Below are 18,843 nucleotides of genomic sequence, written 5' to 3'. Positions count from 1 at the left end.
TCCTCTCTTGCGTGCCGCTGGCGGCTGGGAAGCAAGAACTATATACATTCTCGATCGGCGCGATCCGTGCGCCCCGGAGCGACCTCCTTGCAACTGATACTGGGCGCACTCCCCGCCGCGTTCCTGCTGCTCGCGACCATCGCGGCCCGCTCCTGTTTCGCCGGCCCGAGGCGCACCCGGCGTGAGTCGCTGCTGATCGGAGCCCTGGCGACCGGAGTCTGGAACGCCATGGGAACAGAGATCCTCAGTCTTCTCGGGTGCATCGGTTTCACGGGGTCGCTCACGCTCTGGGGTGTCGGCATCATCGCGCTCGGCGTGCTGATCGCGCTCCGGCGCACCCGCGCCGACGATCCCCCCGCGCCGACCGAGCCGCGCTCGATCCCGGTCGCTCTTGTGATGTGCGCGACCATTGCCGTGCTCGGCGTCGCGTTCGTCATTGCCGCCGCCACACCACCCAACAACGCCGACGCACTGTCGTACCACCTGCCGCGCCAGATCCGCTGGCTCCAACAGGGCTCGCTCGATCTCTACCCGGCAAACAGTCTTCGCCAACTCGTGATGCCCACGCTCTCGGAGTCGTTCGGGGTCCATCTCCTCGCGCTCTCCGACTCTGACGCCTTGCACAACCTCGTCCAGTGGGTCGCGCTCGTTGTCTGCGCTGCCGGCGCATCGCTCATTTCCCGCGAACTCGGCGGCTCACGCCTCGGGCAATCGCTCGCCGCCCTCGCCACCGTCACCATGCCCCCCACGCTGATGCAGGGAAGCAACGCGAAGAACGACGTGCTGCTGGCGGCTTGGATCCTGTGTCTCATGCTCTGCGCTGTCCGCATCCTGCGCGAGGGCAGGTGCAACTGGCAGCGAGCCGCCATGATCGGTGTCTCTCTCGGGCTGGCGATGCTCACCAAGGGAACGGGCACGATCGTCGCGGCACCGATCTGCCTGACGATCGGGATCACTCTGCTGGTCCGCCAACGCCTCCGGAGCATCCCCCACGGGGTGCTGATGCTCGCCATCGCCTGCTCGTTGAACGCCGGATACTGGGCGAGGAACATCGCCGTCTACAACGCCCCCTTCGGTCCGCCCGACCACAAGGGGGGCTTCGCCGTCACCAACGAGACCCACGCCCCGGTCCAGATCCTCTCGGTCTTCGTGCGCAGCGTGGCGCTCCATGCGGGCACGCCGATCGAGCCGCTCAGAACCGCCACAGATCAAGCCGTGCGGCGTCTGCACAACGCGATGTCCCTCGACATCAACGAACCGCGCACCACCTACCACGCCTCGCCCCCGTTCAGCGTGCCGTGGACTCCTTCGCACGAGGACGGCGCCGCGGGACCGGCCCATCTCCTGCTTGCGATCATCCTTCTGCCCGTCGCGATTGTGATCGCGCGGCGCGATCGCGATTGGGGGGGACTGATCGCGATCGCGCTCCCCTACGCGGCGTTCATTCTCATGTGTGTGCTCCTGAAGTGGCAGATCTGGAACACGCGTCTGCACATCCCGATTGCCTGCATGCTGTGCGCTGTCGCCGGCCCGACGCTCGGAAGGTGCAAGCCGGCGGGGTTCACGCTCGCCCTCGCGATGCTCGGCACCGCCATGCCCTCGCTCCTCACGAACCATCGGCGTCCGCTCATCGGCGACAACTCACTCTTCTCCGTGCCCTACCAAGACCGGATCCACCTCGGCACCCCGAACATCAAACGCCAGCGCCATCTCTCCGAGCAGATGGTGCGCCGCGTGCAGGAGCTCAACCCCAGTGCGATCGGCCTGATCATCGGGCACAGCGGGCCGGACGAGTACCTCGCGATGCGTGCCATTCGGCGCGCGGGCATACGCACCCAGTTCGTCTCCTTCGTTCCCATGTTCGGACCCTGGCCAAAGCCCGGAACCCCGGTCCCCGATCTCGTGCTCTGGATCCCCTTCAGAGGAGGCGATCTCGTCCACCGCGCCAGCCGGACCACGTATGTCCTCGATTCACACTTCGGACAGTATTGGATCTTCGTGCCCGGTGACCCGAACGCCATGTTCACGGATCCGTACCCGGCCGAGAGCGTCTCGATCAAAGACCGCTTCCGTGGCTGGACGCTCGTCGAAGGCCTCGGCAACCCCGAGGGCCCGTACCCCCAGTGGAACCTCCCGCAAGTCCGCTGGGGACTGGGGGAACGGACAGTTCTCACCATCAAGGGCGTCGGCCGCGAACTCGAGCTCATCACCACCTGCCGAAGCAACGGAAGCCCCCGGCAGGGGGTCGTGGTTCGCGTCAACGGCCGACGAGTCCACGAGCACATCTTTGCCGACCCGCGTCAGTTCGAGACGATCCGTGTGCCGCTCGGCACGATCACCGGCGAGGCCCGCCTCACGCTGCAGTACACCGCGCTGGAACCTCCCAAGAGCCCCAGCGGACGCCCGACATCCGTGCTCTATAAGTCGATCGTCGTCGTTCCCTACAGACCGCTTGAGCCCTCACCCGGCGAGCAGCAACCGGATCAGCACGCCACCGACGAGTGAGGTACCACTCACCCCCCCACTACCACCTTCCCAGTCACCCGCCATGTGCCTTCTGGGCCGCTCGATAATCGGTCGTCAGCATCCCCGCGAAGCCCCAGTTGTCGGTCTCCACCTCATCGATCACGATGTGGGTATGCTCGGGCTTCTTCCCGAGCACGCGCACCATCGTGTCGGTGAACTCCGCGACAATCCGCTGCTTCTGTTCGCGGGTGACGCCGTCCTTCGTGATCTTGAGATTGATGTATGGCATGGTCTTCCTTTCGTGTGCTCTGCTTACGATGATCGTCGACGCCCCGCCGTCACGCCAGGAAGACACTAAGGCCACCCCGCATGCCACCCCTCATCCAGATCGGCGACTACCTCGGCACGCTCGTCTTTGCGATTGCGGGGGGGCTCGCGGCCGCAGAGAAGCGCCTCGACATCGGAGGGTTCTTCCTGCTCGCGTTCGTTACGGGTGTGGGCGGCGGCACCCTCCGCGACATCATTCTCGCACGCGGCGAAGTCTTCTGGGCCGACCAGCCCATCTACATTCTTCTCAGCATGCTCGGAGCAGCGATCGCCTTCCGCTTCGGAGCATCCGTCGAACGCAAGCGCCGCGCGCTTCTGTGGGCCGACGCTGTTGGGCTCGCGCTCTTCGCCGTCATCGGAGCCGCAACCGCCACGCAACTCGGAGCACGCCCCATCACCGCGACGCTCATGGGCGCACTCACCGCCACCGGCGGCGGGGTCATCCGCGAGATCATCCGGAACGAGATGCCGATCATCCTGCAACGCGAGATCTACCTGACCGCCGCACTCGCGGGGAGTGCGGCGTATGTCGCGCTCGACGCGCTCCAGACGCCCGAGTGGGCGTGCATCGGCACGGGGATCGCCATCGCTTTTGCGCTCCGCGCGCTCGGCATGACACGCAACCTCAATCTGCCGGCGTACGCGCCACGTGTCACGCCCTGATCCGCCCCCGTCCTGCGGCTCTCTCTCTCACTATGCTGTTTCCATGCCGGTCATCACCGCTCGCACCATCGGATCCAAACGCCCGCTCTTCGCGGATTGGTCCATCCCACTCGGGCCGGAGTGGGGCGAGGAAGGTGAAGACCTGACGCTGCGGATGCTGATCGAGAAACTCGTCCGAGTCGAGGTTGAGTCATTCAAGAAGGGTGCTGCGGAGCGCCGGCTCGACCGTGTGCTCTCCCCCCGCCAGATCGAAGAGGGGCTTGAAAGGGGAAGAATCTCGCCGGAGGGACGCTCCGTCCCCCGACGCGTGAACATGGACGAGGCCATCGGTGCGGCACTGGAGGCGTTCGAGGACGGGCTCTACCTCGTGGTGATCGACGAGGAGGAGTACAAGGACCTGGACCGGGTCGTCCGACTCCGTCCGGATTCCCGGATCGTGTTCATCCGGCTCACATTCCTTGCAGGGGCATGACCCGATCTGATATCTTGTCCAGCCCGCGCAATCGTGCGGGTTTGCAATGCTGCGCCCGGGAGAAACGGACATGCGGAAGGATCGCACCGAGCAACTCGAGAAGTTCCACGCAAGCAACGAGAGCCACTGGTTGCGCGATCGTCGCGCCAACATCCCGGACGTCATACTGGACCGCACGGCGACGGTGGCCAAGATCGCGCTGACGATCAAGAAGGGGAATCATCGCAACTCGCCCTCGGACGCTGAGCACCGGGCGATCGGTAAGGAGATCGAGGGGCTCTCCGATGCAGAGCGGCTCGCGCTCTTTGAGGCAGTCTTCCCGAAACTGGCACCGGCCCTCGATCGGGCGTGGCGCGACCTGCCGCGCCGAGCCGCCTTCATCGATACCGACCACTATTTCAGTGCGCGCGTCCCGTTCCGAGCGGGCAGCGCCAAGCGACACCTGACGATCTCGCGCGGCGTCTGGTTCGTGGATGTCGTCGGGGCGCTGGTCGGATACGACGCCGATCCGGAGTGGCTCGCGGCGTGGATCACGCACCTGGGCGGGTACGACTGCCATCTCGCTGCGGTGCTCGCGGGCGCGATCGATATCGGGGACGACACCGGCAAGAAGGTCTTTGAGATCCTCAAGGCGTCCGCTACAAACTCCCATCCCATCGGCGAGATGTCGATCGATGTCATCGCTGCCCTGCTCATGTCCGCGCGACCCGAGGCGTGGGAGTTCGTCGCGGACCTCTTGCTCAACGGCAAGCGCGAAGAAGGACTTCGCCAGGCGATTCTCGAGTCCATCCACGAGTGCCATCCGGACGCGTTCATCAGGTCTCTGGACCTGATCAGAGAGGAGCGGCTTGTCCGCTTCTCATCGGTCGTGCGGGCGGCGGATGTCTGGTTCGGGCTTCGATGGGACTCGATCGGTCCCGCCGTCATCCAGAAGCAGATTGAGCGTGCACACCAGTACCTCACCGACGAGCGGGCGCGTGACAAGGCCCTCGCGTCGGGGAATGGCGAAGAAGCGTACATGGCGCTCTGGTGCATCGCGTTCCGCGACCTGGGTGCTGCGGCCAAGCGGGCGGCGGGACTTGTCAAGGATGCGGATCCGGAACGGAGATTCGCGGCGGTCGCGATCGCGCAGATGGCGTGCGCGCCGGAGTTCATGCCGGTGATACTGGCCGGATTGAATGATGCGGACGAGCGCGTGGTCGCGGGGGCTGTTCGTGCCGTTGAGCGTGCCGCGCCCGTTGGCGCACCGGAGTCTTTCAAGACCGACGCACTCTTCGATGCGCTGGCAGCTGTGTTTGATCGTGTCGCGGCTGGCAAGCCCAAGAAACTCGAGCCGATCATCTGGCCGTGGACGGGCGGGACAGTGAGCACCGCGTTCGTCGGCGGCCCGCTGGTGCGAATCGCGCCCGCGAGCCGGAAAGAGGAACTGATCCCGCGTCTGGAGAAACTCGGCCCGAGGGAACGGCGCGAGGTTGCGCTCGGCATCGGTCTGGCACAGGGCCTGAGAGTGGCGGCCGAAGCCGAGAAGGGAAAGCCAAGACCCCTGAAGCCCGAGGCGCAGGCCGCGCTCATCGCGCTCCTCGGGGATGCGGCGACAGAGACGCGGGAGGCCGCGTTCAGGGTTCTTTCTCCCCACCCGCTCACACCCGCGGAGCGAGACCGAATTGAGGAACTGCTCGCGCGCAAGGCATCGGACATCCGCTCCAAGGGGATCGAGCGTCTGCTGACGCAGAGCGATGAGGATGCGCTGGCGAGCGCGAGCCGCCTGCTCGGGGCTGCCAGCGTAGAGCAGCATCTGGCCGGTGCGGAGATCCTCGCCCAGATGGCGGGGAAGAAGCGATCGGTGGATCGTGTGGCGGCAGAGGCGACGCGTGCATCGGATGCACTCGCCGGATCAACCAAGAACAAGAAACCGGATGCCCGCGTGGAATCGCTCCTGGCCACCGCTCGCAAGGGCCACATCGTGATGCCGACACTGCGCGACTGTCTCGGGCTGGTCCCTCCGGAGCGGGTGCTGATCCCGCCGGACTCGGTGCCGAGGCCCCGGACGTTCGAGCCGCTGGTGATGACGCGCGAGGCGATCGCGATGCTCATGTCGCTGGAGCGGCTGATGCAGGCCAATCGAGATCTGCCGATCTCTGGCTCGAGAGATCCAGAGGACCCAAGTCACGAGATGGTGCTTGGCGGAGCCTACCCGTACCAGTTGTGGAATCCGGGCGATGGAGAGGGCAGACGCTCTCATTGGACGTCATACCGAACTGCGGACGGCAGTCTCGATCTTGGTGAGATGCAGCATGCGGAACTGTGGCTTGGCTGGTGGAATAGTCAGGCTACGGCCTATGGAGAAGCGGCTACACGGGTCCTCCTCCTCGCGTGGCTCGTCGACGTCTTTACAGACTGCGGCGGATGGGGAGATCGAGGCAAGTGGCACTCCAGCATCAAGGCCATCTTGCCAACACCAGCGCCGAGAGCGCCGCTGCCGTTGGCCGCACACATCATCAGATGGCTCATGTTTCGTCTGCTCGAGTCGCCGACGGTGGACACACTGCTCCATCAAGCCGAAGGCGCGATTGCCAGGGGCAGTTTCATTGATCGCATTCCGGGCAATGAGAGCGATCGTCGGACGCGTCCGAAGTCGACGGCAATCGAGTTGCCCTTCGAGTCGTGGGCTCGATACATTCACACTCTCATTCCCGCGCTCCCCGGGGATAGTGCCACAACTGCTCGACTTCGGCTCTATCGGCTCTACCGCATGGTGGATGCCGCTTGGCCCGATTATTACCAGCGTGTGCTGCGCGGTCCCTTAGAAGAGAAACGAGCGACTAATCACCACCAGAAGTGGCATAGCTGGAACAGCCACCCGGAAGGCAACATGCCCCGCCCCAGCCTTGTCGAGTTCGTGGCCGCCGCAAACGCGAACGAGGCGGATGAGATCGATTTCTTCCGCCTTGCCATCCATGAGCATGAGGGCGAAGAGTGGCGCGACCACATCATGGACAGATGGAGTCTCGGCCCGCATCTCTCAGGTCGGTACCGTTGCCAGGTCGTGATCGACGGCTTGAAGAAGATAAGAGAGCGGGCTGCCGAGATTGAGATCGCCCGAGGCGATGCGACCACCACCGCGACGCCCGTTGTGGAAGAACTCAAGCTCTTCGAAGGTTCGGCCATCGCTCTGCGCGCCATCGCCGCACTGAAGGGACGGTCGCTCAAGCGGGGCTACCTCTACGGAACAGACCGATCCACTTCCCTCTGCCGCCTCATCGTTTACTCCCTCCCCGTGTCCGAAGACACCGACCCCTCATTCAGCCAACTCGTCCGGCAGCACGACCTCTCCGAGACGCGCCTCGTCGAGCTCGCGCTCTATGCACCTCAGTGGGCCGGCCACGTCGAGCGACACCTCGGCTGGGCAGGGCTGGAGGACGCGTCCTGGTGGATCCACGCGCACGCCAAGAACAGCGAATCGCAGATGTCATACGCGGATGAAGTCCGCACCGTCTGGCGCTCCCGAGTCGCCGAACGCACCGTCGTCGATCGTGAGGACTTCAAGGACGGAGCGGTCGATCGCGCCTGGTTCCTCCGCGTCTACAAGGCCCTCGGCGAGAAGCGGTGGAACCAGGTCTACGCCCTCGCCAAAGCCGCGGCGGCCGGGGCCAACCACAAACGAGCCCAGGTCTTCGCCGACGCCATCCTGGGGCGCACCAAGGCCGCCGATCTCAAGAAGGCCATAACAACCAAACGCACGCAGGATGCGGCCCGCGCCCTCGGGCTGGTTCCCCTTCCCTCCGGCGATGCGGGACGGAAGGAACTGAAGGACCGCTACCTCGTGATGCAGGAGATGCGCCGCACCAGCCGCAAGCACGGCGGCTCCATGCTCCAGGCCTCCGAGAAACGCGCCGTCGAGATCGGCCTGGACAACCTCGCTCGCACCGCCGGCTACGCCGATCCGCAGCGCCTCCAGTGGGCGATGGAGATCGAGGCCTCCGGCGACCTCGGCGAGGGCTCACTCACGCGAAAGTCCGGCGATGTCACCGTGACCCTCTCGATCGACGAGACCGGCGGCGTGTCGGTGGCTTGCGAGAAGAAGGGCAAGCGGCTTGCCTCCATCCCCGCCGCCGCGAAGAAGGCCCCGGAGATCGCCGAACTCCTCGATCGCTCGCGTGAGCTGAAGAAGCAGAAATCGCGGGTGCGGCAGTCGCTCGAAGCCGCGATGTGCCGCGGCGATGTCTTTACTGGCGCCGAACTCCGCACGCTCTGTGCCCACCCCGTCCTGCGCCCCATGCTCGAGCGGCTCATCCTTGTCGGCGACGGGAAGGCCCCGCGGCTTGGATACGCAGAATCCGGCGCGACGCGACTTCGCGGGCGCGACGGCAAGACATCGGCACTCCGCGAGAAGGAGTCCTTCCGCATCGCGCACCCTCACGATCTGCTTGCCTCCGGCGATTGGTCGGCATGGCAGCGCGAGTGCTTCGCCGCCGAACGCATCCAGCCCTTCAAGCAGATCTTCCGCGAGCTGTATGTCCCGACGCCCGCCGAGAAGAAGGGGAAGTCAGAGAGCACGCGCTACGCCGGACACCAGGTCGAGCCCCGCCAGGCGATCGCGCTCCTGGGCTCTCGAGGCTGGGTCGTCCGTCCCGACGACGGCGTCCAGCGCACGTTCCACCACGAACGCGTCCGTGCATTCCTCTCCTTCGCCGAGTCCTTCTACACACCGGCCGAGGTCGAGGGGCTCACGGTCGAGTCTGTCACGTTCCGCCCGCTCGGCTCGTACGACGCGATCAAGCTCGTGGACGTGCCGGCGCGGGTGTTCAGCGAGGTGATGCGGGATGTCGATCTGGCCGTCAGCGTCGCTCATCGGGGCGGCGTCGACCCGGAGGCGAGCGAGTCCACCGTGGAGTCACGCGCGTCGCTCGCGCGCGAGACCTGTGCGCTGCTGAAGCTCAGCAATGTCAGAATCAAGAACAACCACGCCATCATCACCGGCGAGCGAGCCGACTACAGCGTCCACCTCGGCAGCGGCGTCATCCACATGCTCCCCGGCGGCTCCCTCGAGGTCGTCGCCGTCGGTGCCCAGCAGCGGGGCCGCCTCTTCCTCCCGTTTGCAGACGACGACCCAAAGACAGCGGAGATCCTCAGCAAGATCTTGCTCTTCGCCCGAGATGGAGAGATCAAGGACCCGTTCATCCTGGAGCAGATCCGCTCCCGGTGACAGATCCCATGAAAGTGACCCCGGCGGGATTCGAACCCGCGTGTCCACCGTGAAAGGGTGGTGTCCTGGACCAGGCTAGACGACGGGGCCGTCGTGCTCGCGGCGGTCTCTCGACCGGCAGCGAGCCCAACTGTATGCGCGAACCGGCCGCCCGATCACGCGTCCGGGCAGATCACTCCCCCCACACACGCCCCCACACACACGCCCCCCCACGCACGTCTCCACGCACGCCCCCCCGCATCACAACCCGTCCGAGAATACGACCCTGCAGCCGACCTGAGCCGATATGAACGGTGTAACCCGCGCACGCTCTGCCGGTGCGCACACCCGGCTCGCGAAGATCGTCGCATCCGCCCGGTTGTATCCGATTCTCTCTTTCACGCAGCCACGCGACGACCCGAGGAGCCGGACGATGACCTTCGATCCCCATCAGCACGACGAGACCATCGAAGGCACGCTCCAGACCGATGCCCCCCCCTTGTGCGCAGACGAGTGTGGCTGCCCCACCCACACACACCCCCACGCACCCACCCACACCCCCCCACACACATCCTCCAGCACCCCTGCCCGCGGCCGCTTCGTCTCCCCATTCAAGGTGACGCTCGCACTCGGCCTTGCCACGCTTGTCGGTTCGGTCATGGTCTTCAAGCCCGATCCGCAGGGCGTCCTCGCGGGCGATGCGGCTTCCATCCGCACCATTCCCGCCGAGCAGCTCCGCCAGATCGTGCTGGAATCCGGCGCGGTGAAGCCCACCCAGCGAGTCGCGTCCGAATCCCCCACATGGGCCGGTTCCGATTCCTGGCGTTCGATCGGCACGCTCGAAAGCGAGGGGCTGCTGATCCGCATCGAGGCCCGCGAGAACCGCTTCGGTGAGCCCGTCATCGCCTACACCGCTATCGACCGCACCGGAACCCACCTCGCCACACGCATCACCATCGAGGACCTCAAGTCCCTCTTCCCCAAGCTCGACTGGGACTCCCTCACCGCCAGCGGCCCAGGACGCCTCATGCTCGCGGACGATCCCGACCGGCGCTGACCCGAACGAACATCCACGCGCCAGTCCCGATCTGCACCACATCCAGCGCGGCTCTATGATCGCCCCATGCCCGTGATCCTCCGGTGGCTGCTGCGACTTGGCCCCACAAACCCGATCGCCGTCCGCCTCGTGCAGAACGGCTCGCGCCGCACGCGCCACATGCTGATCCGCTCGGGCTACCTCGCGGCACTCATCATCGTCCTTCTCTGGCTGATCCTTGCCAAAGCCGGCTCCGGAGACCTCGACTACCGCACGCTTGCCGCCGTGGGCGCGTCGAGCTTCACCTTCATCGCCTACCTGCAGATCGCCCTGATCTGCGTCATCGCGCCCGTCTTCATGGCTGGCGCGATCGCGCAGGAAGCCAGCCCGAGGACCTGGGAAGTCCTGCTCACCACGCCCCTCGGACCTCTTGAGATCGTCCTGGGCAACCTGCTCGGACGGCTGTTCTTCATTCTCGCGCTCCTCTTTGCTTCGCTCCCCTTGTTCGCGCTCACGCAGTACTTCGGGGGCGTACCCGGCAAGTCGATCTTCGCCAGTTATCTCATCGCGGCGACCGCCGCGCTCGTCGTCGGTTCCATCGCCATCGCGCTCGCGGTCAGCCGCGTCGTCGGCAAGCGGTCCGTCTTCTTCTTCTATGTCGCGGTCGTCACCTACCTCGCCGTCACGATTGGTCTTGACTCATACCTCCGCAACAGTGGTATCAACCCCAACGGGCAAGGCGTCACGATCCTCACCGCCTTCAACCCCTTCCTCGCGCTCCGCGCCATGCTCTCCCCCTCTTCATACCCCACCGCCCCGCTCGGCACCTTCACCGGCATCCAGCACTGGCTCTACGTCCGCCCCGTCGCCACCTCCAACATCGGCGGCCTCATCCTCTCGCTCTTCTTACTCATCGCCAGCACCATCACCGTCCGGGCCGGCGGGCTTCAGACGATCGGGTCGGGGGCAAGCGGCATTCCCCTGCATAGGCGGATCTTCCGGCTGGGGGCCAAGGGCGCAGAGCACCGCCCGCCCCGCACGCCCTGGGCGAACCCCATCGCGTGGCGCGAAGCCGCGGCACGCAACGCCTCCCTCCCCAAGTCGATCGCCCGATGGTCCTTCATCGCGCTCGGCGGCCTCTTCGGCCTCGGACTGGTCTTCCTCTATCACAGCGGCTCGATGGCGCCCGCCTCGTTCCAGCTCGCACTGCTCACCACCGTCACCGCTGAACTCGGCGTCATCACGCTGCTGGCGATCACCATGGCGGCGACCGCCGTCACCCGCGAGCGCGAAGACGGCACGCTCGACCTGCTCCTTACCACACCCATCACCCCCAGCGCGTACCTGACCGGAAAGCTCCGCGGGCTCATCGCCTATCTGCTCCCGCTTCTGGCAGTACCACTCGGCACTGTCGCCTTCGCGTCGCTCTACGCCCTGACGGGCGGCCTCGGTCGCGAGGATGGAGCCATGATCACCTCCATCGCGCTCGCCAAGCAGTTCGCCCATCCCATCGTTTTGCCCGAGGCCGCGCTCATACTCCCCATCGTCGTCGTCCCGTTCATCGCCTTCTGCGCGATCGTCGGGCTTCACTGGTCGCTCAAAAGCAAAGGAACGCTCGGCTCCGTCGTTGCGTCGGTCGGTATCGTCGCGGCGGTCTCTGCCTTCGTCGGCCTGTGCGGGTGGCGGGCCGGCTCCGAGTTCGCCCTTCTCGGCCCCGCGTTGGCCGGGCTCAGTCCGGGCTCCGCGCTCTTTGCGACCATCAACCCTGCCGACATGCTCTCGCAGACCATCTCTTCGCACGATCTCACCACCGCGCGCGTCGCGCTTGCCATCGGCTGCTTCATCAGCGCGGGCGCGTACATCGGCATCGTCTACGCGGTGCACGCCGCGCTCGTGAAGAACTTTGACATGACGGTGCGGAAGCTGGCGGGCGTGAAGTGATCGCCGCATGGCGATCGACCCGTGCGGGCTTTTAGAACGTCTTGCGCAGGCGCGCCGTCGGGATGCCCAACTGCTCGCGGTACTTGGCGACGGTTCGACGGGCGATTTCCAGGCCGCGCCCCTTCAGTGCCTCGGCCAGGGCATCATCTGACAGCGGCTTGGACTTGTCCTCCTGATCGACGACCTCGCGCAGCGCCGCTTTGATCGCGTCCCACGAGATGTCCTCTCCGCTCTCCGTCTGCGTGCCGCCGGTGAAGAACCCGCGGAGAGGGACGACGCCCCGTGGCGTCATGACGTACTTCTCGGCGACGGCGCGGCTGACGGTGGCGACGTGGATGCCCAGCTTCTCAGCGACCTGCGTCATCGGCAATGGCTTGAGCGACTGAGGCCCGAAATCGAAGTACTCGCGCTGCGCATCGATGACGGCCTCGATGACGCGGAGGAGCGTGCGTTTGCGCTGCTCGACCGCGTCGATGAGCCACTGCGCGTTCCCGATGTTCGTCCGGATGAACTCGCGGTCACGCTGCGGCATCGACCTGTCACGCGTCAGCTTCGCGTACTCGCGATTCACCTGAAGATTCGGCAGACGCGCATCGTTCAGATACGCGTAGTACCGATCCTGGTCCTCGTCATACTCAATGAACCCATCCGGCACGATCGGTGTCGCCTCTTCGGGCGCGAGCCGACGCGCAGGCGAGAGCGAGAGACGACGCAGCAGCACCAGCCCCTGCTTGATCCGATCCATCGAGAGACCGCTGCGATCGACAATGCGAGGCAGGCGGTTGTTCATCAGATCATCGAGAAAGTCCGACGCCAGGAGACGTGCCGCGTGGATCACCTGCGCTCGCTCTTCCTGATCGTCCCACGCCCCCACCACATCGTCCGCGGTCTCCCCATCCTCGATCGCATCCAACTGCAGCAGCAGGCACTCACGGGCATCGCGCGCGCCGACACCGGCGGGCTCAAGAAAGAGTTGCACGGCCTTCAGCGCACGCTCCAGAAGCTCCGAAGCTTCCGCCCGCCGGAGCGCGGGTGGCAGTCGCTCAACCAACTCCCCCGTCCCCGCCCGCAGATACCCGTCCCCATCGAGGTTGTCGATGATGAACTCTCCGTACGGACGCAGCGCCTCATCAACCTCCACCACGCCCCACTGGGCCCGCAACTGCTCGGCGATGCTCCCCTGCCTCGCCGGAGCCGACGCCATCGCCTCCATCTTCGCGTCGATCTCTCCGCCATCGCGAACGCGCGAGAGGCCCTCGAACTGGCCATCGAGCTGCGGCCCGCCCTCGTCGAACGAGTTCTCAACCGCCTCCGGGTTGCTCTCCTCAAACCCCTCCAGCCGCTCGAACGAGTCAGCATCCTCCCCCTGACGTTCCTCCGACTGCCCCTCGCGGCCATCGCCGGAAACAGACGCCCCATCCGAAGCGCCGGCACCACCGGCGTCCGCCTCGGCCGACGAGCCCGGCTCCAGGATCTCCAGTGTCGGGTTGTTCTCGAGCTCCTGCTCGATGCGCTCCTCCAGCTCCGCGAGCGGCATCTGGAGGATCTCCATCGACTGGATCATGCGCGGCGCCAGCTTCATGTGCTGGCCCATCCGCATGTGTTGTGAGGCCTCAAAGCGCATGGGAGCGGCTCATGGGGTTCGGACGCGATCCGTCGCGCCGGTCGAAGTCCGACCACCGACGCCCTCGTGGCGCCGCGCGGCTCCGACATTCGGCATCATACGTCCTTCCGAACCCGGCCCGGGCGGTTCACTGATCGTGCCCGGCGAACTCGGGAAGTTCGTGCCCCGCATCGCGCAGCGTCTTCTCACGCCGCGCCAGTTCCATGTCCGCGTCCACCATCATGCGGGCGAGTTCCTCGACCGTGGTGGTCGGGACCCATCCGAGCTTCTTCTTGGCCTTGGTGGGGTCGCCGAGGAGCAGATCAACCTCCGCCGGGCGCAGATACCGCGGATCGAACTGAACGAAGTCCTTGAAGTGCAGCCCGGCGTGCGCGAACGCCAACTCCGCGAACTCACGGACGCTGATCGTCTTCCCCGTCGCCACGACGTAATCGTCGGGCGTCTCCTGCTGCAGCATCATCCACATCATCTTGACGTAATCGCCCGCGAAGCCCCAGTCGCGCTTCGAGTCCAGGTTGCCGAGGAAGACCTTGTCCTGCAGGCCCATCTTGATCCGACCTACCGCGCGCGTGATCTTGCGGGTGACGAACGTCTCGCCGCGCCGGGGGGATTCGTGGTTGAACAGGATGCCGCACGAGGCGTGCAGCTGGTACGACTCGCGATAGTTCACCGTGGCCCAGTGCGCCATCATCTTCGCGCACGCGTACGGGCTCCGAGGGTAGAACGGCGTCGTCTCTTTCTGGGGCGTCTCCACCACCTTGCCGTACTGCTCAGAGCTCGAGGCCTGGTAGTACCTCACCTGCTGCCCAGAGCGGTCCTGGAAGTTCCGCACCGCCTCCAGCAGCTTCAACGCGCCCATCGCCACGGTCTCGGCCGTGTAGATCGGCATGTCAAACGACACACGCACGTGCGACTGCGCGCCGAGGTTGTACACCTCGTGCGGCTTCACATCGTTCATCAGCTTGTCCAGCACGTTCGCGTCGCACAGATCCCCGTAGTGCAGCTTCAGGTTCCCGCCCTTGATGTGCGGGTCCAGATAAATATGGTCGATCCGACCCGTGTTGAACGAGGACGAGCGACGGATGATCCCGTGGACCTCATACCCCTTCCCCAGCAGAAACTCCGCCAGGTAAGAACCGTCCTGGCCCGTGATACCCGTGATCAACGCACGCTTCTGCTCGCCCATGGCTCGTTCTTCCCTTCGCTTGCACGCCTCTTCAACAATCCGCGTTCGCCCCATGTTCGGGCAGTGCCGCACAACCGAGGCGGGATCATTCATAGCCCGCCCGGACTTCCCAAGTTCTCACGTTTCGGCAAGATACCGCCCCGGCTGTGGCGGATTCTCCCTCTCCGCGCCCCACAAACCTCACTCACCCTCCCGAACCACACCACGCGGCATCGACCACCCCTCCACCCGGAACGCCGGCACCTCATACAAACCCAGGTCCCGCACCGGCTTCCCACGCGACACCGTCACACACGTCAACGCCCCCAACCCCACACCCACCGCCGAAACCGCCACACCCCCCCCCCCCCCCCACCTTCCACCCCCCACACGCCCCACACGCCCGACACCCACAAGCCCGACCCCATCTCGTCCGACCACACGCGCTGCCACCAGCGTGAGCACGATCAGCACGAACGGCTCCACATACCGATGCCAGACCTCGTGCGTCCCCGCGAGCGCCGCGGCATACCCCACCACCGCAGCGAGCACGATCCAGCGATCGCGCCGCGACAACCCGCCCAGCATCAACATCAACACCCCGCCCCCGATCCCCGCGAGCACGCACAGCACGATCGAACGATCCATCACCTCCGGCCCGATCTTCACGAGGTTCCACAGCCCCGTCCACCGTCCCGCGCTCTGGTCATAGGTGCTCGGCACCGCGAGCGCGGAACCACACCCGACAAGCACGCCAAGCGCGATCGCCGGAGCGTTCGAAGCCGCAACCCGCGACAAACCGCGCCACGCCATAGCCGCGTAGGCCGGCGCAAACACGCCGAACACCGCGAGCACAAACGCCGGTGCTGCCGGGTTCAACCCCTGGTGCCTCAGAAAGTACGGGGGCGTCAGGCCCCCCCACTGCCACACCAAGGCGCCAAACGGAATCAACGCGAACGCCGCCGCCACAAGCACCGCGCCCACGCGGCACATCCCCCCCGCAAAGTCCCCGATCACGAGACCCCGCACATCCCACGCCTCACGCCGATTGGGCTCGCTCTCGCGAGAGCCGAGATACGCCGCAGCGAGCGCGGGCCCGAGCGTCCAGAGATGAACCTGCCTGACCATCACCAACGCCGCGAACGCGCAGGCAAACGCCACGAGCGACTTCCACCCCACACGCCCCGAGAGCGCGATCAGCAGACAGGCGACAACACCCAGCCACCCGGCGTTGTCCGGCAGCAGCCATACGCCGGGGAAGAAGAGATACATCGAGCCCACGAGCGGCAGCATCATCACCGCCGCGACCCGCACCCCCACGCGACGCGCCGCCGCTGCCCCCAGCACGACCAGCAGCCCGCCGGTGAAGAGCGAACCCAGGACTTGCAGCACCGCCCGTTCGGTCCCCACCACCTGCGCTGCCGCCGCGAGAACAACGTGATACCCCGGTGTGGTCGCCGAGAGATAGTTCCCGAACTCCATGCGGGGCCATTGCTGGGCGAACCGGACAATCGCCGGCTCGTGATAGTTCAACTGATCGAACGCGCCCCGCCCGCCATACTCACCAGTTGCGATCAGCACCCACGCCGGAAGCAGCGAGAGCAACGCCGCGCCAAGGCCGACCAGCAACGCCAGCCCCCAGCCGACAGGCCTGTGTCGGTCCGAAGGGCCGAGCCCGCCTGAAGGCCCGGGCCCGCCAGCACCGCTGGCCAGAAGATGTCGCTCACGATCCGCCATGCACGGACTCTATCGGTCCGCGCTGGGATACCGATCGAACAAGACCCGAGCCGAGGACCATTCCCTGAGATCCTCACACTTCCCGCTCGCCCCGTACCCCGAACGGCCGAAGAATGATCCGTAGGAGGGCCACACTGGTGCGCAATCCGGCGGGCAACCTCGGCCTCACCGTGGCGATGACCATCGCCGCGTCGATCTCTCTCACACTCCACACCTTCACGTCACACGCCGACTCCCACACCCCTCGCATCATCTCCGAGGCCGACTACACCTCGCGTCTCCGTGCCATGTGGCTCGCCGAGTCCATCGCGACGTGGACGGGGCTCCGCTCTGAGGGCAAGGTCACCGTCCCCCCGTTCCTCACCGATGCCGACTGGGGCATCAACCTCGGCAAGGGGCCGCTCGAGTTTGTTCTCTCCCTCGACCCCTGGCCCAGCGATGACGATACCGATGTCGAGTACCTCGCCCTGCACGCCATGACCCTCGGCGGCACGCCGTGGATCTCCGGCCAGACGCTCGCCGACACCTGGCTCGCCCACATGGACGACGAGTACCTCTGGGTCTCGAACCTCCGCGCCCTTGAGCTCATGCGCCGCAACGTCACGCCCCCGTCCACGGGCCTTCCCTGTGCCAATCCCTTCTGGCTGAAGATCGACGCGCAGCTCACGACCGAGTTCTACGGCGCGCTCGCGCCCGGCTCGCCGGAAGTCGCGCTCCGCCTCGCGGACATCCACATCGCCAACACCTCCCGGGGCCACGCCTCGCACGCCTCGCAGTTCCACGTTGCGCTGTACGCGCTCGCCGCGGACTACGACCCCTTGCTCCCGCTGCGAGACCGGATTCTCCTGCTCGTCGATCGGGCCAGAGCCCTCATCCCCGACACCTCCAAGGCGTCGGACATCATCGACACCGTTCTCGCCGATTACCTCGACAACCCCGACAAGAACAACTGGGAGCGCACCCGCGACCTCGTCTATGAGCGCTACCAGCTCAACGCCGAGGCCAACGGCTTCAAGTACCGCCAGTGGACCGAGTCCAGCGTCAACTTCGCGACGGGGCTCATCGCGCTCCTCTACGGCGAGGGGGACTTCCTCCGCACCATCCAGATCGGCACGCTCAGCGGCTGGGACTCGGACAACGGCACCGCCACGATGGGCGGGCTTCTTGGGCTCATGCTTGGGCGCGACGCCCTCATCACACAGATCGAGAGCACGCTCGGCCTCACGCCCGGCTCGCTCGTCCTCTCCGATCGCTACGACATCGAACGCACACGCAACAACCTGCCCGATCGGACACCCGGCGATGATGGCGCACTCGACTCCTTCGCGAGCATGGCCGAGCGGATGATGCCCCTCGTCCGCGCGGCCGTCAACGAATCGGGCGGGTACGCCGACGAACGCTCACCCGTCATCGTCCTCCCGCGCCCCGCGGAGAACCCGCCCGACCAACTCAACCCCATCACCGATCTCTGGCTCTCGAGCGCGACCACCCGCGTCCGCCTCGCCGGCGGCGTCGTCACTACCACCACCTCGCACGTCGGCGCGCCGCCATCCGGGCGCGGCTCCGGTGCCAAGGCCCGCTTTGCCAACACCATCGAGCACGACGGCTCGGGCCTCGACATCCTCAACGACAGCGAACGCCTCTTCTTCTCGACCCAGGGCGCGCCCGTCACGCCCGGCTCGCCCATCACGCTCTCCGTGCTGTATGACAGAGGCGTGCTGATCGACCGTGTCCGATTCATCGAGGGCGATCACTTCGACGCCTCGTCCCCTCCCGACGGCGGGTGGTACGAGACCTTCAACGTGCAGGTCCGCCTCGGGCTCGGCGCGGGCGCGACCTGGATCGCCATCAACGACGCCCCGCTCACCCAGCTCACGCTCCGACCCTTCGAGATCATCGATGTGCCGCTCCCCACTCCGATGGTCGTCACCGGCGTGCGCATCGTCGGCACGCCCGGCGGCTCGGCCTCCCCCTTCATCACCTGCGCCGAACTCGACGGGCTTGCGCCCCCCTCGCTCATCACGCGCGGCTCATTCGATCTCAACGGAGACGGGCGCGTGGACGCCGAGGACCTCCACACCTGGCACACCACGACCGACACCGCCCTGCGCGACCTCAACGGCGACGGCATCGCCGACAACGCCGACCGCGAGTATCTCGAAGCCGCCGTGCGCTGGCTCGAACACGTCGACATGGCTTCGGGCCGACGCCCCTGACTCGCGGCTCT

The 18,843-nt window shown here is 66.1% G+C and carries 11 protein-coding genes and 1 tRNA gene; 7 read left to right on the top strand and 5 right to left on the bottom strand.

Features of this window, described 5'->3' with window-relative positions; genetic code table 11:
- Positions 1–87 precede the first annotated feature (87 nt).
- On the top strand, positions 88–2,505 hold the full coding sequence (locus tag KF838_13640; protein QYK47819.1) for a glycosyltransferase family 39 protein: 2,418 nt from the start codon (positions 88–90) through the stop codon (positions 2,503–2,505).
- Positions 2,506–2,539: 34 nt separating this feature from the next.
- Here the strand turns inward: KF838_13640 and KF838_13635 are convergent, their stop codons facing one another.
- Complete coding sequence (locus tag KF838_13635) at positions 2,540–2,755, bottom strand: 4-oxalocrotonate tautomerase family protein (protein ID QYK47818.1); 216 nt, start codon at positions 2,753–2,755, stop codon at positions 2,540–2,542.
- An 80-nt stretch (positions 2,756–2,835) separates the two neighbouring features.
- Here KF838_13635 and KF838_13630 point away from each other — a divergent pair, with 80 nt between their 5' ends.
- The 3 genes from KF838_13630 (at position 2,836) to KF838_13620 (ending at position 9,134) form a co-directional block, all read left to right on the top strand.
- On the top strand, positions 2,836–3,456 hold the full coding sequence (locus KF838_13630) for a trimeric intracellular cation channel family protein (protein ID QYK47817.1): 621 nt from the start codon (positions 2,836–2,838) through the stop codon (positions 3,454–3,456).
- 43 nt (positions 3,457–3,499) lie between these two features.
- Entirely contained in the window at positions 3,500–3,928 is a 429-nt protein-coding gene (locus tag KF838_13625) for a hypothetical protein (protein QYK47816.1), read from the top strand.
- A 70-nt stretch (positions 3,929–3,998) separates the two neighbouring features.
- Complete coding sequence (locus KF838_13620; protein QYK47815.1) at positions 3,999–9,134, top strand: DUF4132 domain-containing protein; 5,136 nt, start codon at positions 3,999–4,001, stop codon at positions 9,132–9,134.
- Between the two features lie 15 nt (positions 9,135–9,149).
- Here KF838_13620 and KF838_13615 read toward each other — a convergent pair.
- Positions 9,150–9,224: transfer RNA gene (locus KF838_13615), tRNA-Glu, on the bottom strand.
- A 322-nt stretch (positions 9,225–9,546) separates the two neighbouring features.
- On the opposite strand from KF838_13615, the gene KF838_13610 reads away from it, so the two are divergent.
- Positions 9,547–10,170, top strand: a complete 624-nt coding sequence (locus tag KF838_13610) for a hypothetical protein (GenBank protein QYK47814.1) — start codon at positions 9,547–9,549, stop codon at positions 10,168–10,170.
- A gap of 66 nt (positions 10,171–10,236) precedes the next feature.
- Complete coding sequence (locus KF838_13605; protein ID QYK47813.1) at positions 10,237–12,090, top strand: ABC transporter permease subunit; 1,854 nt, start codon at positions 10,237–10,239, stop codon at positions 12,088–12,090.
- A 31-nt stretch (positions 12,091–12,121) separates the two neighbouring features.
- On the opposite strand, the gene rpoN is transcribed toward KF838_13605, so the two are convergent.
- From rpoN to KF838_13590, 3 genes are all read right to left on the bottom strand, one after another.
- Entirely contained in the window at positions 12,122–13,672 is a 1,551-nt protein-coding gene (gene rpoN / locus KF838_13600; protein QYK47812.1) for an RNA polymerase factor sigma-54, read from the bottom strand.
- Positions 13,673–13,841: 169 nt separating this feature from the next.
- Positions 13,842–14,900, bottom strand: a complete 1,059-nt coding sequence (gmd, locus tag KF838_13595) for a GDP-mannose 4,6-dehydratase (protein ID QYK47811.1) — start codon at positions 14,898–14,900, stop codon at positions 13,842–13,844.
- Between the two features lie 180 nt (positions 14,901–15,080).
- A complete protein-coding gene (locus tag KF838_13590; protein ID QYK47810.1) occupies positions 15,081–16,616 on the bottom strand; it encodes a hypothetical protein in 1,536 nt (511 codons plus the stop codon).
- 137 nt (positions 16,617–16,753) lie between these two features.
- On the opposite strand from KF838_13590, the gene KF838_13585 reads away from it, so the two are divergent.
- The gene (locus tag KF838_13585; protein QYK47809.1) at positions 16,754–18,832 is read left to right on the top strand and encodes an ADP-ribosylglycohydrolase family protein; all 2,079 of its coding nucleotides are present in this window, start codon (positions 16,754–16,756) and stop codon (positions 18,830–18,832) included.
- Positions 18,833–18,843 lie beyond the last annotated feature (11 nt).

This window comes from Phycisphaeraceae bacterium, assembly GCA_019454185.1.
In the GTDB taxonomy this organism is placed as follows: Bacteria; Planctomycetota; Phycisphaerae; order Phycisphaerales; family UBA1924; genus JAHBWV01.
This window is presented reverse-complemented; position numbering and strand designations above follow the sequence as displayed.